The organism is Acinetobacter sp. NEB 394 (assembly GCF_013374795.1).
Taxonomy (GTDB): Bacteria; Pseudomonadota; Gammaproteobacteria; order Pseudomonadales; family Moraxellaceae; genus Acinetobacter; species Acinetobacter johnsonii.
Window position 1 is genome coordinate 1,349,373 of record NZ_CP055277.1, and the last position, 16,061, is coordinate 1,365,433.

A 16,061-nucleotide genomic window follows, 5' to 3' on the forward strand; every position below is an offset into this window, starting at 1 on the left:
TATGAAGCGTAAAGCTTCAACACATGAACGCCTTGCGGAGCGTTTAGCAAATATTTTGACTAAATTAAATACTGGGTATCAATTGGGGGTTGCAGAACTAGCACATGAATTTCAGGTGAGTACTCGGACAATAGAGCGAGATTTTGATCGTCTCAATACGTATTTACCTTTACTTCAAGATGAATATACCAAGAAGTACTTTTTAGATCCTGTTTATCTTGGGCGCTTTAAGCTACAAGACATTCAGAACTTTGCGCAGCTTTCTGGGATCAGTGAGCTCTATCCATCTCTAGATATGTCTTTTCTACGTGGCCTGCTTGATGAGCGAGCGAATCAAGTGTTCTCTGCCAAAGGTTATTATTATGAAAATGCACAGCAATTTGCTGAACATTTTCAGGTTTTTGCGGGCGCGATTCATAAGCGTCAAAAAATCAGTTTTATTTATAATGATCGTTTGCGCCATGTTGACCCGTATCGTTTAATTCATCATCAGGGAAGTTGGTATTTGGCTGCAGCTGTAGCTGATGAATTACGTGCTTATCGTTTAAGTAAAATAGATCAAGTGGTTGTACATGAGTCGGAGCTTTTCGAGCACCATTTAGAAGTTTTGACCCAATTAGAGCTTAGTGAGGGGATTTGGTTTGCAAAGCATAAGCAAACGGTCAAAATATCGGTGCGACCTGAAGTTGCTTTATATTTTAAGCAACGTCTGTTATTGCCAGAGCAACAAATTGTACTAGAAGATGCATCGGGTGGTTTATTAATTGATTGTCAAATTTGCCATGAAATGCAACTTTTACCTTTGGTACGTTATTGGATTCCATACATTAAAATTATTGAGCCAGCTCATTTTCAAGAAAAATTAGAACAAGATCTGCAACATTACTTATGACCACCCTTATCGTGATAAACGAATGAGATATTATTTTTAAGAGAGTCAATGTGCTCTCTTTTTTGTGCATTGCATTATGCTTTTTCTGTAGGCATAAAAAAACCAGCTTAACGCTGGGTTCTTTATATGCACCATACTTAGAAGTATAAGAATGGTGCCCGAGGCCAGACTCGAACTGGCACGCTTTGTGGGCGGGGGATTTTAAATCCCCTGTGTCTACCGATTTCACCACTCGGGCTTTAACAAGATGGAGGCGGAGGTCGGAATCGAACCGGCGTCCACGGAGTTGCAGTCCGCTGCATGACCACTCTGCCACCCCGCCGCGTCTTGTTGATGCGTATATTAGCAAGCTCTGAAAAAAAAACAATAGTGCTTTCATTCGTATGCGCATAAAAACAGCATATAGCGAAAAATATTTAAAATTATCATGTATTATGTGCAAAATTGATTCATATCAACACTTGGAGATGTGCCGTGGCATTAGTTTTAGATGGTCGTGCATTGGCAAAACAAATTGAAGCTGACTTGTTAACTCGCGTTGAAGCGCTCAAAGTAAAATCAGGTCGTACCCCAATTCTTGCGACTATTTTGGTGGGTGACGATGGTGCATCTGCAACTTATGTACGTATGAAAGGAAATGCCTGCCGTCGTGTTGGTATGGACTCACTTAAAGTTGAACTGCCAAAAGAGACCACCACTGAACAATTGTTGGCAGAAATTGAAAAACTGAATGCAAATCCTGATGTTCACGGTATTTTGCTTCAACATCCAGTGCCTGAACAAATTGATGAGCGTGCATGTTTTGATGCAATTTCTCTTGCAAAAGATGTGGATGGCGTAACGTGTCTTGGTTTTGGTCGTATGGCCATGGGAGAAGCAGCATATGGCTCTGCGACGCCTGCCGGCATTATGACTATTTTGCAAGAAAACAATATTGAAATTGCTGGAAAGCATGCCGTTGTTGTAGGTCGTTCTGCAATTTTAGGTAAGCCAATGGCTGCGATGTTACTTCAAGCCAATGCAACCGTAACGATCTGTCACTCACGTACTCAAAACTTAGCTGACTTTGTAAAGCAAGCCGATATTATCGTGGGTGCGGTTGGTAAGGCAGAATTGATTCAAAAAGATTGGATCAAACAAAGTGCAGTGGTTGTTGATGCTGGTTTCCATCCACGTGATGGTGGTGGTGTAGGCGACATTCAGTTGGTCGGTATTGAAGAAGTCGCTTCTGCGTATACACCTGTTCCAGGTGGCGTAGGTCCAATGACCATTACCACGTTGATTCGTCAAACAGTTGAAGCTGCTGAAAAAGCTTTAGGTTAATTTTTATAAGACTCTAAAATCAGTTTTATGATGGTTTGGGAGTCGTGACATCGTCATTTGCTGTTGTTCGAGGCCGGACTAAATTTGATAAAAATGTTTCTGCGAAGCAGTAAATAAATGATGATTTCAGTCGAGTTCAGCAAATGGCAATGGTTTTGCCTACTTTTGTCGAAACAAAAGTAGGTCGAACCGAAGGTTATGCATATCATGCGTCTTAATGTGTAAGACTCCGTTGTGCGTTTATTAAAAAATTCTACAAATATAAAATGTCCATGAGCTGTACTTTCCAATTCCCCAAAGCCCCAGATCATTTACTTCAAGCCTTGCATGAAGTGATTCCACAGTGTGAATTGCTTGCGCAACAGCTTCCTGAAACATCTATTTCGCTGTGGCTCATTCCTCCCGTATTTCCAACCGATAAACTGGATGATGAAATCATTCGTCGTATTTGGAATGAAACGCCATATTGGATCTTTTGTTGGGCGTCAGGTCTAGCCATGGCGCAGTGGTTACTGGCAGAGCCACATCATGTCAAAGATAAGGTAGTGTTGGATTTTGGCGCAGGTTCAGGTGTGGTGGCGATTGCAGCCAAAATAGCGGGTGCAAAACGTGTAATTTGTTGTGATATTGATGCAGTTAGTTTAGATGCTTGCCGTGCCAATGCGGAACTCAATAACGTAGAGCTAGAGTATTTGGATGACTTGTATCAATCTGAACAGGTCGATGTGCTATTGGCTGCCGATGTTTTATATGATCAGTGTAATCGTTTCTTTTTAGATGAATTTTTAAAGTTTGCACCTGAAGTTTGGGTGGCAGATAGTCGTGTTAAAAATTTTAGCCATCCGCAATACATAAAGCTTGATGAGCGTAGTGCCACAACTTGGCCAGATCTAGATGAGTCACTAGAGTTTCGCAATGTGAGTTTTTATCGAACGTTGAATGTTCAAAAAAGGCATTAAGCCATTTTTTATATATCAGAAGGTCTTAAGAGCACGTATAGCGTACAACATGTAGTGTGCTTGGTCGTGCTTCAAGTGACTCGCGTGTTGCAAAGTTTTCACCTTGGTGTAAGTCAGGTGTATTGCTTAAGCCAAAAGTGGCACGAGTTTGACCAATTTGGCGTCCATATTCGGGAACATCTGCTGCAGTATTAGGAATTTCATTAATACTTAAAATCGCCAATTTATAATTCTTTTGTGAACCTAAAACTTTTTGGCAAGCACGTTGTAATTTGTTTTCATCGAGTTGCTGGTTCTTACGAGCAGCAAGCGTATAAGCAAGGGTAGCGCTCGACGCTGATTGATGTTCAATTTGATAGCCAACATTGCCATTGTATTGACGAGGTGTGCTTTGACATGCAGATACGGCTAAAACGATACAGCTTAAGCCTAAAAGTTTATACGTATTTTTCATATAAAAAGTTCCTAACATTATTCTTGTTCTTAGTATGCCATACGCGGGTGTAATTCACGATATTTCAATCAATCAAGTTTCGGCAAAAAATTGATCAGACATAAAAAATGCCTTCATTCGAGAAGGCATTTTTTATGTCTAGCTTATTAACTTACACACTTACTTTAAGCATCAATGATCGGTAATCATACTGTGCTTTTTGGTGTCTTTCATAAAGATGTAAGTCAGTAGAGATAAACCAATCATGAAGGTGATGTAGTAAAAGAAGTAGTTTTCATGTCCTGCATTTTTAAAGCTCAACGCCACAAGTTCTGCTGTACCACCAAAGATAGTATTGGCAATCGCATAAGGCAGGGCAACCCCTAGTGCACGAATATGTGCTGGAAAGAGCTCTGCTTTGACTACGGCATTAATCGCAGTATAACCTGTCACAATCACCATACCGCTCATACATAACATGAATGCGGTTGTTGGGCTGCTAGTTGAGCCTAGACCATTGAAAATTGGAATTGTGAATAGCACACCCAATACACCAAAAGTGATCATAATTGGTTTACGACCAATTTTATCAGACAGTGCGCCCACCACAGGTTGTAATAGCATGAAGACAAAGATTGCTGCTGTGGTGATCTCTGTTGCTGTGGTTTTCTCAAAACCTGAGGTGTTAACTAAGTATTTTTGTAAATACGTGGTAAAGGTGTTGAATGCCAGTGTTCCACCCGCTGTCAGCATAATCACAGTGAAGGCTTGCTTTGGGTATTTGGTAAATAAAGCAAGTGCACTTGATTTTGGGCCACCATTTTTAGCTTGTTCCTGTGCATCTTTTGAGGATTGGGTCTCAACCAAGCCACGACGAATCCAGAACACCACAATCGCAAGTACAGCGCCAATGAAGAAGGGAATACGCCAGCCCCATTCAGATAACTGTGCTTCGCTCATCGTGCGTTGTAAAATGATCAACACACACAGCGCCAAGAGCTGACCTGAAATGAGAGTCACATACTGAAAACTAGAGAAGAAACCACGATGGTTTTTTCCAGCCATTTCCGTTAAATAGGTTGCGCTTGAACCGTACTCTCCACCAACACTTAAACCTTGCAATAGACGGGCAAAGAGTAATAAGGCAGGTGCGAGCATACCCACACTGGCATAGGTAGGTGCACAGGCAATAATCAGAGATCCCACACACATTAACGATACAGACAGGGTAAGACCTGATTTACGTCCTTTACGGTCTGCATAAATGCCCATGATCCACGCGCCAATAGGACGCATCAGGAAGCCCAGTGCAAAGACGGCAGCAGCTTGTAAAAGTTTTACCGTGTCATCCCCTTCAGGGAAAAACTGTGGCGCGAAATATAAGGTAAATGCGGCATAGACATACCAGTCATACCATTCAACTAAGTTACCAGCTGAACCACCGAGAATCGATTTTAAACGGGTCTTTTTATCGATGCTTACTGGAGCAGCTTGGGGAGATAGATCAGTCACAAAAATTTCCCAAAGAGAAGTTCGGAAAATACATCTTTTAACTTTTTTAAGTAGAAAAAGTTAAAACAATATATTTTAAGATTAAACAAAAAATTCTGTTTCGTTATACGCCCCTTATCCTTGGACTTCATTCGACTTTAGTCTAAATGTTGGTATGATTTATATGCTGTTAAGTTTTTCTAATGAATATCTTTATTTTAATAGGAAATTATCGTTTTACTTATCTAAAACAAAGTCTTGTGATTTTTTAATGTGTGAATAATCAATTAAAATACAAGAGTTTATAGAATTTTTTTATTTTATGGTGAATCTTAATTTTTAGAAAGGAACGTTTTTTTAGCTTGGAAATTAGTCGATTTTTCACTGAATAGTCAAAATTTACAATTAAATTGTAAAAATAGATGCGGCTATTAATTTATTTAGAGTAACGAATTTTCTCTGATTTGACTGGCTGTGGAATATGACAAGGTTGGATTTTGATGTTAAGTTTAGCGTGAAGAACAAAAATAACACAATAACTCAACGAGAGAGGTGAATATGCAAGACACAGATGCCATTTATGATATTGCCGTTGTGGGCGCGGGCATCAATGGGGTGGGCATTGCAAATGATGCTGTAGGGCGTGGTTTAAGTGTTTTCGTCTGTGAAAAAGATGACTTAGCCAGTCATACGTCTTCAGCCAGTAGTAAGCTCATTCATGGTGGATTGCGTTATCTCGAACAAAAAGAATTTCGTTTGGTACGTGAAGCGCTATTAGAGCGTGAAGTCCTGTTAAAAAAAGCCCCACATTTGATCCATCCTATGCGTTTTATTATGCCGCATTTGCCTTATTTGCGTCCTGCATGGCTGATTCGTTCAGGCTTATTTATCTATGACTATTTGGCAAAACGAGAAACATTAGAGGGTTCAGAGCTTGTTCATTTTAATGTCGATAGCCCGCTAAAAGATACGATTAAACGTGGTTTCGAATATTCAGATTGTACTGTGGATGATGCGCGTTTGGTCGTGGTTAATGCAATCCAAGCACATGAGCTAGGGGCTCAAATTCGGACACAAACGCGATGCGTTTCTGCGGTTCAGCAGGAGGGTGTGTGGTGCCTAACGTTGGAGCATCAAAAACAACACTACCAAATTAAAGCTCGAACTTTAGTTAATGCAACGGGTGCATGGGTCACAGATTTTATTCAACAACAACTGTCTCAAACCCCAAAAGCAGGCATTCGATTGGTTCAGGGCAGTCATATTATTGTAAAGCGTTTATACTCGGAACCGCATGCATTTATTTTGCAAAATGACGATCAACGCATTGTGTTTGTAATTCCTTATTTAGATGAATACAACCTGATTGGTACCACGGACGTAGAGTTTGAGGGTGATGCAAATCATGTATACATCACCGAGCACGAAACTGCTTATTTGATTGATGTGATTAATGATCATTTCAAGCTTCAATTACAGCCAGAAGATGTAATCTCAAGCTTTGCAGGCGTAAGGGCGCTGTATGATGATGCAAGTACCCAAGCCTCTAAAGTGACACGTGATTATGTACTGGCAATGTCTAAACCTGTTGCGGATGAAGCGCCATTGTTATCTGTTTATGGTGGAAAGTTAACGACTTATCGAAAGTTGGCGGAAGCGGCTTTACTACAGTTGAAACGTTATTTTCCACACATGAAGGCGGAATGGACGGCTGCGGCAAAACTCCCAGGTGCGGAAGGTTTTAGTTCAGTCGAGGTTTTATGTGCTGAGTTGATGCATGAAATCAAAGGGCTAGAGTCTCAAACAGCGCATCGTTGGGCAAACAGTTATGGTAGTCGAGTATGGCATATGCTCGCTGAGAACAAAGATGTACAAACTTTAGGGCAGTCTTTTGGCCATGGTTTGTATCAGCAAGAAGTGGATTATATGGTGAAACGTGAGTGGGCCATCAGCAGTGAAGATATTTTAAAACGACGGACTAAACTGTATTTAAAATTTGATGCACTAGAAACTCAAGCTTTAGACATCTACTTGCAGGATTTACACCTGCGTCGTATGCAGGGGGATGCTGCATAGTGTTAAGTATGTGTAATGGATACAGTTGATTTCGTTCTATTAAAAAAGCCGCTATCGCGGCTTTTTTAGATTTAAATTTCGATACCGCCGAGCTGTTTACAGTCTACAGGTGTCTTCCATTTTACAGCCGTTCCCCAAACGACTGGGCGAACAATACGCCAAGGCCAAAAGCCAAAACGTTGGCTGGCATTGTAGTTGATGACGACATTACCACCGACTTGATGTGCACGCTCAGCAAAACGCGGATAGAGTTCAACCACGCTGCCATAAGTGCCTTTAGCGACTTTGATGCGCTTTTTGATTTCAAATTGAGTTGAATCAGGTGTGCCTTTGATTGCGCAAACATGAAGTGCTGGCTGAGTTGTTGCTACTTCTGTTTGAGCCATGACTAGGCTTGATAAACCCAGTAGACCGATTGTGAGTGTGAGTTTTTTAAGCATGAATTACCCCTTGATAAGTTTTTGTTGAGTTATAAAGTTTTAAAATTATAAATAGATTAAAAAAAGACCGCTTACGCGGTCTTTTTTGGCTTAATTTAAAGATTAAGCAGATTGCTTAACAGCATCTAAAAGTTCGTTTTGGCGAGCTTTAAGTGCAGCTGGTAGGCGTTCACCAAGTTTGTCGAATAGCTCAGTATGGCTTTCAAGCTCTTTGATCCATTGATCTTTGTCTTGAGAAGTCACAAGGTCAAACTGGGCTTTAGTGAAGTCAGAACCTGTCCAGTTCAACTGTTCATAAGTTGGAACTAAACCAATTGGTGTTTCAACTGCATCAGCACGGCCTTCACAACGGTCAATAATCCACTCAAGAACACGCATGTTTTGACCGAAACCAGGCCATACGAAGTTGCCTTCAGCATCACGACGGAACCAGTTCACGTTGTAGATGCCTGGAAGTTTGTTGCCCGCAGCTTTAGCTTTTGCTGCTACTTCTTCACCAAGCTCTAACCAGTGAGAGAAGTAATCCGCCATGTTGTAACCCGCAAATGGAAGCATTGCGAATGGGTCACGACGAACGATACCTTGTTGACCAACAGCAGCAGCAGTTGTTTCAGAGCCCATCGTTGCAGCTTTGTAAACACCATCTACCCAGTCAAATGCTTCTGAAATTAGAGGCACTGTGTCTGCACGGCGACCACCAAAGATGAATGCTGAAATTGGAACACCAGCTGGATTTTCCCAGTCAGCATCAATAGAAGGACATTGACCTGCTGAAACAGTGAAGCGCGCATTTGGATGAGCCGCTTTTTCTGCGCCAGTGTGAGGTTGACCTTTCCAGTTGGTCAGGTTAGCAGGTGCTTCTTTAGTAAGACCTTCCCACCATACTTCACCGTTGTCAGTTACCGCAACGTTGGTATAGATGACATCTTTAGTCAATGTCGCCATGCAGTTCGGGTTGGTCTTGGTATTTGTACCAGGTGCTACACCGAAGAAACCTGCTTCTGGGTTGATTGCGTATAAGCGACCATCTTCACCTGGTTTGATCCAAGCAATATCGTCACCTACAGTTTCAATTTTCCAACCTTCGTAGCCAGCTGGTGGAATCAACATCGCGAAGTTTGTCTTACCACAAGCAGAAGGGAATGCTGCTGCGATGTAGTGTTTTTCGCCTTGAGGATTAGTCACACCAAGGATCAACATGTGTTCTGCTAACCAACCTTGTTGACGACCCATAGACGATGCAATACGTAAAGCTAAGCATTTTTTACCTAACAATGCGTTACCGCCGTAACCAGAACCGTAAGACCAGATTTCACGTGTTTCTGGGTAATGCACGATGTATTTTTCAGGGTTGCAAGGCCAAGCAACGTCTTTTTCGCCATCAGCAAGCGGCGCACCAACAGTATGTACGCAAGGAATAAATTCACCGTCTGTACCAAGAACGTCATAAACAGCTTTACCCATGCGAGCCATTTTAGACATGCTAACTGCTACATAAGGAGAGTCAGTTAATTCGATACCAATGTGCGCAATATGAGAACCCAATGGGCCCATAGAGAACGGCACTACATATAAAGTACGACCTGCCATTGAACCGTCAAACAAACCATTTAGGCGAGCACGCATTTCAGCAGGCTCTTCCCAGTTGTTTGTTGCACCAGCATCTTCTTGTTTTTCAGAGCAGATGTAAGTACGACCTTCAACACGAGCAACGTCAGAAGGATCAGAATTAGCAAGATAAGAACCAGGATGCGTTTCTTGGTTAAGCGCTTGCATTGTGCCGTTAGCGATCATCAAGTTGATATAACGTTGATATTCTTCTTCGCTGCCGTCACACCATTCAATTTTCGCTGGTTTTGTTAATTTTGCAATTTCTTCCACCCACGCAATAAGCTTAGGGTGACGAACGAATTCTGGTGCGTTCACTTGGGTCATGGTGAGGCCTATCTCAAATATGTACACGTTTGTACAAAGTACAATCTCAGCAATAAAATTTACTGCAGAGATGAAAAGATGAAAAAAAGTGGCTGTATTAAAGCATAATTTGATAAAAAAAATAAGACCAAAGGCGTATCTAAATTATGAACAGTTCGATGGAGTTGCTTCATTTTAATTATTAAAAAACAATAGTTTGGTTAGATTTCTTGCTTTTATTTTGTGTATTTATTATATTTATGAGGATTATTCATTTAAGATATTATTATTAAAATCATATGTTTGCATTTATTTTGTGATTGAGATTTATTATTGATTAAATAAATGGTAGTCATTTGAATTTTACATAACAAAACTGTTAAGTGTTGAATATTTGGACAAAAATAGAGCAATTACTTCAAATTTAGGTGCAAAATGTCAGAACAACTCAAACCTTTATCACTTATTTATAATAAAAAATCAGGTTTTCATGCTGCAAATAAAGATGAAGTGTATGAACAGTTGGTAGCAGATTTGAGTACTGCGGGTTTTGAAATACAGTCATTTGAGTTAAGTGAGTGCATCAACTTTGATCAGATGATGCAAGATATTTTACTACGTCATCGTCAAGCGGAGAATGTAGGGGTCGTCGTTGCTGCAGGTGGTGATGGAACTTTAAATGCAGTTGCATCTAAATTGATGGGAACGGATATTCCTATGGGGATCTTGCCTCTAGGTACATTTAACTATGTTGCGCGAGTGTTGAATATTCCGTTGGATTTATTAGAAGCGGCCAAAGCAATTAGTGAAGGGCAGCCACGTTCTGTACATGTGGCACAGCTGAATCAACATATCTATCTGAACAATGCCAGTTTAGGGCTTTATCCTTTATTTATTCAAAAAAGAGAGCAGTTTAATAAGCATTTTGGACGTTTTCCATTGCATGCGTATACCTCGGCATTGGATGTTCTCATCCGCGACCGAAAAGAGTTAAAACTTGAAGTAGAAGTCGATGGACAGCGCTATCCAGTGAAAACGCCATTGATTTTCTTTGGCAATAATCAGCTTCAACTAGCTGAAATGAAACTACGTATTGCCGAGGCGGCGGAAGCAGGCAAAGTAGCGGGCGTGGTAGTAGCAAAAAGTGATAAGCGGACTTTGTTCAAGACCTTATGGCAGCTGATAAAAGGCAATTTGGATCAGGCTTCCGATGTCTATAGCTTTGCAGCAGATGAAGTGATTGTTCATTCAAAGCGTAATAAGCTCACGGTTGCAGTAGATGGAGAAATTGTCACGATGACACCACCGCTGAAAATTACAGTACGTAAGCATGCGCTGAATATCATGGTTCCCGCATGATTTTACATTTGTCGGATTTACACTTTGGAACCGAACGCGAAGCCTGTATGCAGGCCATTCGTCAGTTATGTGAGGAACATCCTTTTGAAGCCGTAGTGGTCAGTGGGGACTTGACCCAACGTGCACGGTTTATTCAGTTTTATGCTTGTCGGCAGTTTTTAGACAGTTTAAAGCTGCCGTATTTGGTGGTGCCAGGGAATCATGATATTCCGCTGTACCATGTGTGGAATCGTTTTTTTAGCCCCTTTGCACGTTATCAACTGTTTTTTGGGGGGATGGAAAACACCTTAGAAACTGAACATTTTTATGTCATTGGAGTGAATAGTATTCGTCGGCGTTACCATACGCGAGGGCATATTTCACTGAGCCAAATTCAAGAGATTGACCTAAAATTGCAGCAAGCACCTGCACACAAACTTAAACTGATCGCTGCGCATCAGCCTTTTTATACTCCGCCAGACCATAGTCATGGTGTGAAAGACTGTCCGATGCTTGGTCGTATTGCATTGGAGCAATGGAGCCAACATGGTTTAAATGGACTTTTACATGGGCATTTACACCACGCTGCCGTTTATGATTTGAATCAGATTTATCAACTTGGGGTATCGCATCCAGTGCTGGATATCCATGCTGGAACGGCAACATCTTATCGTTTACATGCGGGTTTGCCCAATAGCCTGAATATTATTTTGCCGAATGCCGATGTACAACATTTGAGCTTTAACGCTGAAACAAATCGCTTCGAGTTGATGCAGCAAAATACCTCAGATTGAATCGAGTGTCTAAACTTTGCTTAGGTTTGCTTAAAAAGAGCGCAAAAATATAAAAATATTTTGTGTTTGCCCTTGAAGCGTTTTATTCCATCCCCACAAAAGTGTCATATCAAAATTTTGTTGATGACCTAGGAATAAGAAGTCATCTTCACATCGTAAACAATGGCATTTTGAAAATGTCTATGGAGCTAGAAATGAGCAAAATTCGTCCTTTACATGACAACGTTGTGATTCGCCGCGTAGAAAAGGAAACTAAAACTGCGGGTGGTTTAATTTTGAGTACTTCTGCTGCTGAACAGCCAGCTCAAGGTGAAATCATTGCAGTAGGCAATGGCAAAATTACAGACAATGGCGTTCGTGCTTTAGATGTAAAAGTGGGCGACAATGTATTGTTTGGTGCATATGCAGGCACTAAAGTTAAAGTTGAAGGCGAAGAACTTCTTGTGATGAAAGAGTCTGATATTTTAGCGGTTCTTGAAGGTTAATTCAGAACGTTCATTTGCTGTTTAAGCAATACAATTGATTAAAATTTAAGAATATTTGGAGTTTAGTATGTCAGCTAAAGACGTAAAATTTGGTGATTCAGCTCGTTCTAAAATGATTGCAGGCGTAAACGTGCTTGCAGATGCTGTAAAAGTAACTTTGGGTCCTAAAGGCCGTAACGTTGTGATCGACCGTTCTTTCGGTGCGCCGCACATCACTAAAGATGGTGTAACGGTTGCGAAAGAAATTTCTCTAAAAGACAAATTTGAGAACATGGGCGCTCAATTGGTTCGTGAAGTATCTTCTAAAACCAATGACATCGCGGGTGACGGTACAACAACTGCAACTGTACTAGCTCAAGCAATTTTAAATGAAGGCATCAAGTCTGTAACAGCGGGCATGAACCCAATGGACTTGAAACGCGGTATTGACCTGGCTGTTAAAGCATTGGTTGCTGAAATTAAAGCAACAGCAAAACCTGCTTCTGATACTAAAGCGATTGAACAAGTCGGTTCAATCTCTGCAAACTCTGACGAAACTGTAGGTAAACTCATTGCACAAGCAATGGAACGCGTAGGTAAAGAAGGCGTGATTACCGTTGAAGAAGGTTCAGGCTTTGAAGATGCTTTGGACGTTGTTGAAGGTATGCAGTTTGACCGTGGTTATATCAGCCCATACTTTGCAAACAAACAAGACACATTAACGGCTGAACTTGAAAATCCGTTCATCTTGCTTGTTGACAAAAAAATCAGCAACATCCGTGAATTAATTACTGTACTTGAAGCTGTTGCTAAAACTGGTAAACCACTTTTAATCATCGCTGAAGATGTTGAAGGTGAGGCTTTAGCTACACTTGTTGTTAACAACATGCGCGGAATTATCAAAGTATGTGCGGTTAAAGCGCCAGGTTTTGGTGACCGTCGTAAAGCAATGCTTCAAGATATCGCAATCTTGACTGGCGCGACTGTGATTTCTGAAGAAGTAGGCATGACTTTGGAACAAGCTTCTCTTCAAGACTTAGGTACTGCGCACAAAATCACTGTGTCTAAAGAGAACACTGTGATTGTTGACGGTGCTGGTGATGCAGCTCAAATTGCTGAACGTGTCACTCAAATTCGTGCGCAAATTGAAGAATCATCGTCTGAATACGACAAAGAAAAACTTCAAGAACGTGTTGCTAAATTGGCAGGCGGTGTAGCTGTAATCAAAATTGGTGCAGCGACTGAAGTTGAAATGAAAGAGAAGAAAGACCGTGTGGATGATGCGCTTCATGCAACACGTGCTGCTGTTGAAGAAGGTGTAGTTGCTGGTGGTGGTGTTGCACTGGTACGTGCTGCAGCTGCGCTTGACGGTGTAAATGGTGCGAATGACGACCAAAATGTTGGTATCAACATTTTACGTCGTGCGATTGAAGCGCCACTTCGTCAAATCGTTGCGAATGCGGGTGATGAGCCTTCAGTTGTGATCAATGCTGTGAAAAATGGCGAAGGTAACTTCGGTTATAATGCTGCAACTTCTGAGTATGGCGATATGCTAGAAATGGGTATTCTTGACCCTGCGAAAGTAACGCGTTCTGCACTTGAGCATGCTGCATCTGTAGCAGGTTTAATGTTGACAACTGAATGTATGATTACTGACGTTCCAGAAGACAAGCCTGCAATGCCTGATATGGGCGGCATGGGTGGTATGGGCGGAATGATGTAATTCCAACCCTAATTAAATAAGTGTTTGTAATTTATTCATAGTTACTCACATATATTTGAAAAGAAAAAGGTCGCTCTATGAGCGGCCTTTTTTATTGAACTTTTTGATGTTTCTGACTGTGTGAATAAAAACAAAAGATAAGACGGAGACGAGTCAGCACATTAGGTATAAATGGATCATTTAAAAATTCATTATCCAGCTTCTCAATTCTTAAAATAGTCTATGTCGAAGTTCTAAAAGCGAAGCTTCACATTTTATAAAATATGTCTAGTTTGGGTTCAACAGAATGGTGTTTAGGTTTGGAGGATGACGTAGCTCAAGTATATAACGACCATAAAAAATGCAATTACCATTCTTTTGAGTGGTTTCTCTGTTTTCAAAGTTTGATAACGTGCTCTACCAAGCAATGCAACTGTGTGAGATGGGTCAGTATTTTTCAGTAGGCCAAAATTGGAATTGGCTGTTGATTTTTACTCTTACACAGTGGTTTTGCTCATGAAAATTAAGCTTAGGGATAAGAAGAGAATGAATTATAAAACATTGAAATTATCAAAAGATTTGCAAGGTCATCGTATAGCAGCCTTCCTGTTGCATGTTTAACGGCAATAATCACTCTGGTTAATCCATTCAAAACAAAAAATGGCTTGGGTCTTTAGCCGACTTCATGCAGTGAATGGAATGAAACTACCAGATCTTTTTTCGCAAAATAACTTGTGTACATGGTTTTGTACAGTTGTGAATTTGTGCCTGAACGCTGAAAAAAATGAGGATTCTAAAATGCGAATGATACCTATACAAGCTGAATCTCCGCCTTTAAGAAGCCTGCAAGTGCAGGGACAAACCTATCGCTATCACGTGATGATCAAACCCACTGGGGCACAGTGCAATTTAGACTGTAGTTATTGCTTCTATTTGCATAAACAAGACATGTTACAGCAACCAAAAGTTCCACGTATGTCTGAGTCGATGCTTGAGTTACATATTAAGCAATATATCGAAGCGCAAACGGGCAACGAAGTTATTTTTAGTTGGCAAGGTGGCGAACCGACGCTGATGGGCTTAGCCTTTTTTGAAAGAGTGGTTGAGCTGCAAAAGAAATATGCGAAACCTCATCAACGTATTGAAAATGATTTGTAGACCAATGGTACGTTACTGGATGAAGACTGGTGCGCATTTTTAAAACAGCATGATTTTTTGGTGGGTTTATCCATAGATGGGCCTGCCGAGTTGCAAGATATCCATCGCTATAACAAAGGTGGAAAACCGACGCATGCCAAAGTCATGCAGGCTGCTGCGTTATTACGCCAGTATCAAGTTCCGTTTAATGCCTTATGTGTGGTGAACCGTGATAATGCGAAACGCCCGTTAGATGTTTATCGTTTTATCCGCGATCAGGTGCAACCGCGCATGATTCAACTGATTCCGGGAATGGAAAGTGCCCAGTTTCAGCAGACAGCACCAGGCCATTGGAATCCTCAAGATTTACCTAAATTGGGCTGTTCAGCAGCGCAGCCGGGCAGCTCAGACTCTGTGGTGACAGACTGGTCGATTGCTGCCGATGATTGGGGCATATTCCTTTCAACTGTGTGGAAAGAATGGTTACAGCAAGACTTTGGGCAGGTCTTTATCGACCAGTTTGAAAACATGGTTTCAATGATGTTCGGCTATGGAGCGCAGAAATGTGTGTCGGGTCAAATTTGCGGGAAATCCTTGGCGGTCGAACACAATGGCGACCTCTTCTCTTGTGATCATTTTGTTTATCCCGAATATAAATTGGGCAACATTCACGAGATTCATCAAGGCGATTTAGTTTTTTCTGAGCGACAAAAGAAATTTGCATATGCTAAATCGAAGTCACTGCCAGAATACTGCCAAAAATGTCCATATCTTCAATTTTGCTGGGGAGATTGTCCGAAAGATCGGTTCCTCAAAACCCCTGATGGAGAGGCGGGTCTACATTATCTTTGCTCAGGTTTAAAACGTTTTTTTCATACTGCACTTTTATCTAAAAATGAAATTGCTAAACGGATATGACCGCATTAGGAAACTGTTGTCACAGGTTTTTAGAAAATGCTTTTTCTAAAAATTAAATTTTTAAGGCACTGATATTGTTCTGTGTGTAGTGCCAATTGGGTTTGAAACAAGGATGAAAATTCGTTGTATACGAATGTGTTTAAGGAAAATACCATGCAAAAAAACTGAATTTCTCGCTCT

General features: G+C 41.0%; 14 protein-coding genes and 2 tRNA genes. 10 read left to right on the forward strand and 6 right to left on the reverse strand.

Annotation, left to right across the window (positions count from 1 at the left end; translation table 11 throughout):
* Position 1: 1 nt before the first annotated feature.
* On the forward strand, positions 2-892 hold the full coding sequence (locus tag HUK62_RS06385; protein WP_176537399.1) for a WYL domain-containing protein: 891 nt from the start codon (positions 2-4) through the stop codon (positions 890-892).
* A 152-nt stretch (positions 893-1,044) separates the two neighbouring features.
* On the opposite strand, the gene HUK62_RS06390 is transcribed toward HUK62_RS06385, so the two are convergent.
* A tRNA-Leu gene (locus tag HUK62_RS06390) sits at positions 1,045-1,130 on the reverse strand.
* A 10-nt stretch (positions 1,131-1,140) separates the two neighbouring features.
* Positions 1,141-1,214, reverse strand: a tRNA-Cys gene (locus HUK62_RS06395).
* Between the two features lie 152 nt (positions 1,215-1,366).
* Here HUK62_RS06395 and folD point away from each other — a divergent pair.
* Positions 1,367-2,215, forward strand: a complete 849-nt coding sequence (gene folD / locus HUK62_RS06400; protein ID WP_176537400.1) for a bifunctional methylenetetrahydrofolate dehydrogenase/methenyltetrahydrofolate cyclohydrolase FolD — start codon at positions 1,367-1,369, stop codon at positions 2,213-2,215.
* Between the two features lie 272 nt (positions 2,216-2,487).
* Positions 2,488-3,174 (forward strand): 50S ribosomal protein L11 methyltransferase, encoded by a 687-nt coding sequence (locus HUK62_RS06405; protein ID WP_176537401.1) that lies wholly within the window; start codon positions 2,488-2,490, stop codon positions 3,172-3,174.
* 25 nt (positions 3,175-3,199) lie between these two features.
* Here HUK62_RS06405 and HUK62_RS06410 read toward each other — a convergent pair whose 3' ends face one another.
* Complete coding sequence (locus HUK62_RS06410) at positions 3,200-3,628, reverse strand: hypothetical protein (RefSeq protein WP_058869220.1); 429 nt, start codon at positions 3,626-3,628, stop codon at positions 3,200-3,202.
* 171 nt (positions 3,629-3,799) lie between these two features.
* Positions 3,800-5,119 carry an MFS transporter gene (locus HUK62_RS06415; RefSeq protein ID WP_062034098.1) on the reverse strand — a complete coding sequence of 440 codons (1,320 nt, stop codon included), beginning with the start codon at positions 5,117-5,119 and terminating at the stop codon, positions 3,800-3,802.
* Between the two features lie 537 nt (positions 5,120-5,656).
* Here HUK62_RS06415 and glpD point away from each other — a divergent pair.
* Entirely contained in the window at positions 5,657-7,174 is a 1,518-nt protein-coding gene (glpD, locus tag HUK62_RS06420; RefSeq protein ID WP_176537402.1) for a glycerol-3-phosphate dehydrogenase, read from the forward strand.
* A 71-nt stretch (positions 7,175-7,245) separates the two neighbouring features.
* Here glpD and HUK62_RS06425 read toward each other — a convergent pair whose 3' ends face one another.
* Together HUK62_RS06425 and HUK62_RS06430 are read right to left on the reverse strand one after the other, a co-directional pair.
* Positions 7,246-7,614, reverse strand: a complete 369-nt coding sequence (locus HUK62_RS06425) for a hypothetical protein (protein ID WP_078390144.1) — start codon at positions 7,612-7,614, stop codon at positions 7,246-7,248.
* A gap of 102 nt (positions 7,615-7,716) precedes the next feature.
* Positions 7,717-9,549 carry a phosphoenolpyruvate carboxykinase (GTP) gene (locus HUK62_RS06430; protein ID WP_176537403.1) on the reverse strand — a complete coding sequence of 611 codons (1,833 nt, stop codon included), beginning with the start codon at positions 9,547-9,549 and terminating at the stop codon, positions 7,717-7,719.
* A 414-nt stretch (positions 9,550-9,963) separates the two neighbouring features.
* Here HUK62_RS06430 and HUK62_RS06435 point away from each other — a divergent pair, with 414 nt between their 5' ends.
* From HUK62_RS06435 to HUK62_RS06455, 6 genes are all read left to right on the forward strand, one after another.
* Positions 9,964-10,887, forward strand: coding sequence for a diacylglycerol kinase family protein (locus tag HUK62_RS06435; RefSeq protein WP_176537404.1), 924 nt, complete (start codon positions 9,964-9,966; stop codon positions 10,885-10,887).
* On the forward strand, positions 10,884-11,660 hold the full coding sequence (locus tag HUK62_RS06440; protein ID WP_176537405.1) for a metallophosphoesterase: 777 nt from the start codon (positions 10,884-10,886) through the stop codon (positions 11,658-11,660). The genes HUK62_RS06435 and HUK62_RS06440 overlap by 4 nt, the downstream gene beginning before the upstream one ends.
* A 194-nt stretch (positions 11,661-11,854) precedes the next feature.
* A complete protein-coding gene (locus HUK62_RS06445; RefSeq protein ID WP_010326285.1) occupies positions 11,855-12,145 on the forward strand; it encodes a co-chaperone GroES in 291 nt (96 codons plus the stop codon).
* Positions 12,146-12,212: 67 nt separating this feature from the next.
* Complete coding sequence (gene groL / locus HUK62_RS06450; protein WP_004694331.1) at positions 12,213-13,847, forward strand: chaperonin GroEL; 1,635 nt, start codon at positions 12,213-12,215, stop codon at positions 13,845-13,847.
* 777 nt (positions 13,848-14,624) lie between these two features.
* On the forward strand, positions 14,625-14,984 hold the full coding sequence (locus HUK62_RS19010; RefSeq protein ID WP_228723745.1) for a hypothetical protein: 360 nt from the start codon (positions 14,625-14,627) through the stop codon (positions 14,982-14,984).
* 60 nt (positions 14,985-15,044) lie between these two features.
* Positions 15,045-15,881 (forward strand): SPASM domain-containing protein, encoded by an 837-nt coding sequence (locus HUK62_RS06455; protein ID WP_228723746.1) that lies wholly within the window; start codon positions 15,045-15,047, stop codon positions 15,879-15,881.
* Positions 15,882-16,061: the final 180 nt, after the last annotated feature.

Excerpts from the sequence above, each read along its gene's own strand:
- HUK62_RS06385 (WP_176537399.1), top strand. The coding sequence starts at position 2 with ATGAAGCGTAAAGCTTCAACACATGAACGCCTTGCGGAGCGTTTAGCA.
- HUK62_RS06405 (WP_176537401.1), top strand. The coding sequence starts at position 2,488 with ATGAGCTGTACTTTCCAATTCCCCAAAGCCCCAGATCATTTACTTCAA.
- HUK62_RS06410 (WP_058869220.1), bottom strand. The coding sequence starts at position 3,628 with ATGAAAAATACGTATAAACTTTTAGGCTTAAGCTGTATCGTTTTAGCC.
- glpD (WP_176537402.1), top strand. The coding sequence starts at position 5,657 with ATGCAAGACACAGATGCCATTTATGATATTGCCGTTGTGGGCGCGGGC.
- HUK62_RS06425 (WP_078390144.1), bottom strand. The coding sequence starts at position 7,614 with ATGCTTAAAAAACTCACACTCACAATCGGTCTACTGGGTTTATCAAGC.
- HUK62_RS06430 (WP_176537403.1), bottom strand. The coding sequence starts at position 9,549 with ATGACCCAAGTGAACGCACCAGAATTCGTTCGTCACCCTAAGCTTATT.
- HUK62_RS06435 (WP_176537404.1), top strand. The coding sequence starts at position 9,964 with ATGTCAGAACAACTCAAACCTTTATCACTTATTTATAATAAAAAATCA.
- HUK62_RS06440 (WP_176537405.1), top strand. The coding sequence starts at position 10,884 with ATGATTTTACATTTGTCGGATTTACACTTTGGAACCGAACGCGAAGCC.
- HUK62_RS06445 (WP_010326285.1), top strand. The coding sequence starts at position 11,855 with ATGAGCAAAATTCGTCCTTTACATGACAACGTTGTGATTCGCCGCGTA.
- groL (WP_004694331.1), top strand. The coding sequence starts at position 12,213 with ATGTCAGCTAAAGACGTAAAATTTGGTGATTCAGCTCGTTCTAAAATG.
- HUK62_RS19010 (WP_228723745.1), top strand. The coding sequence starts at position 14,625 with ATGCGAATGATACCTATACAAGCTGAATCTCCGCCTTTAAGAAGCCTG.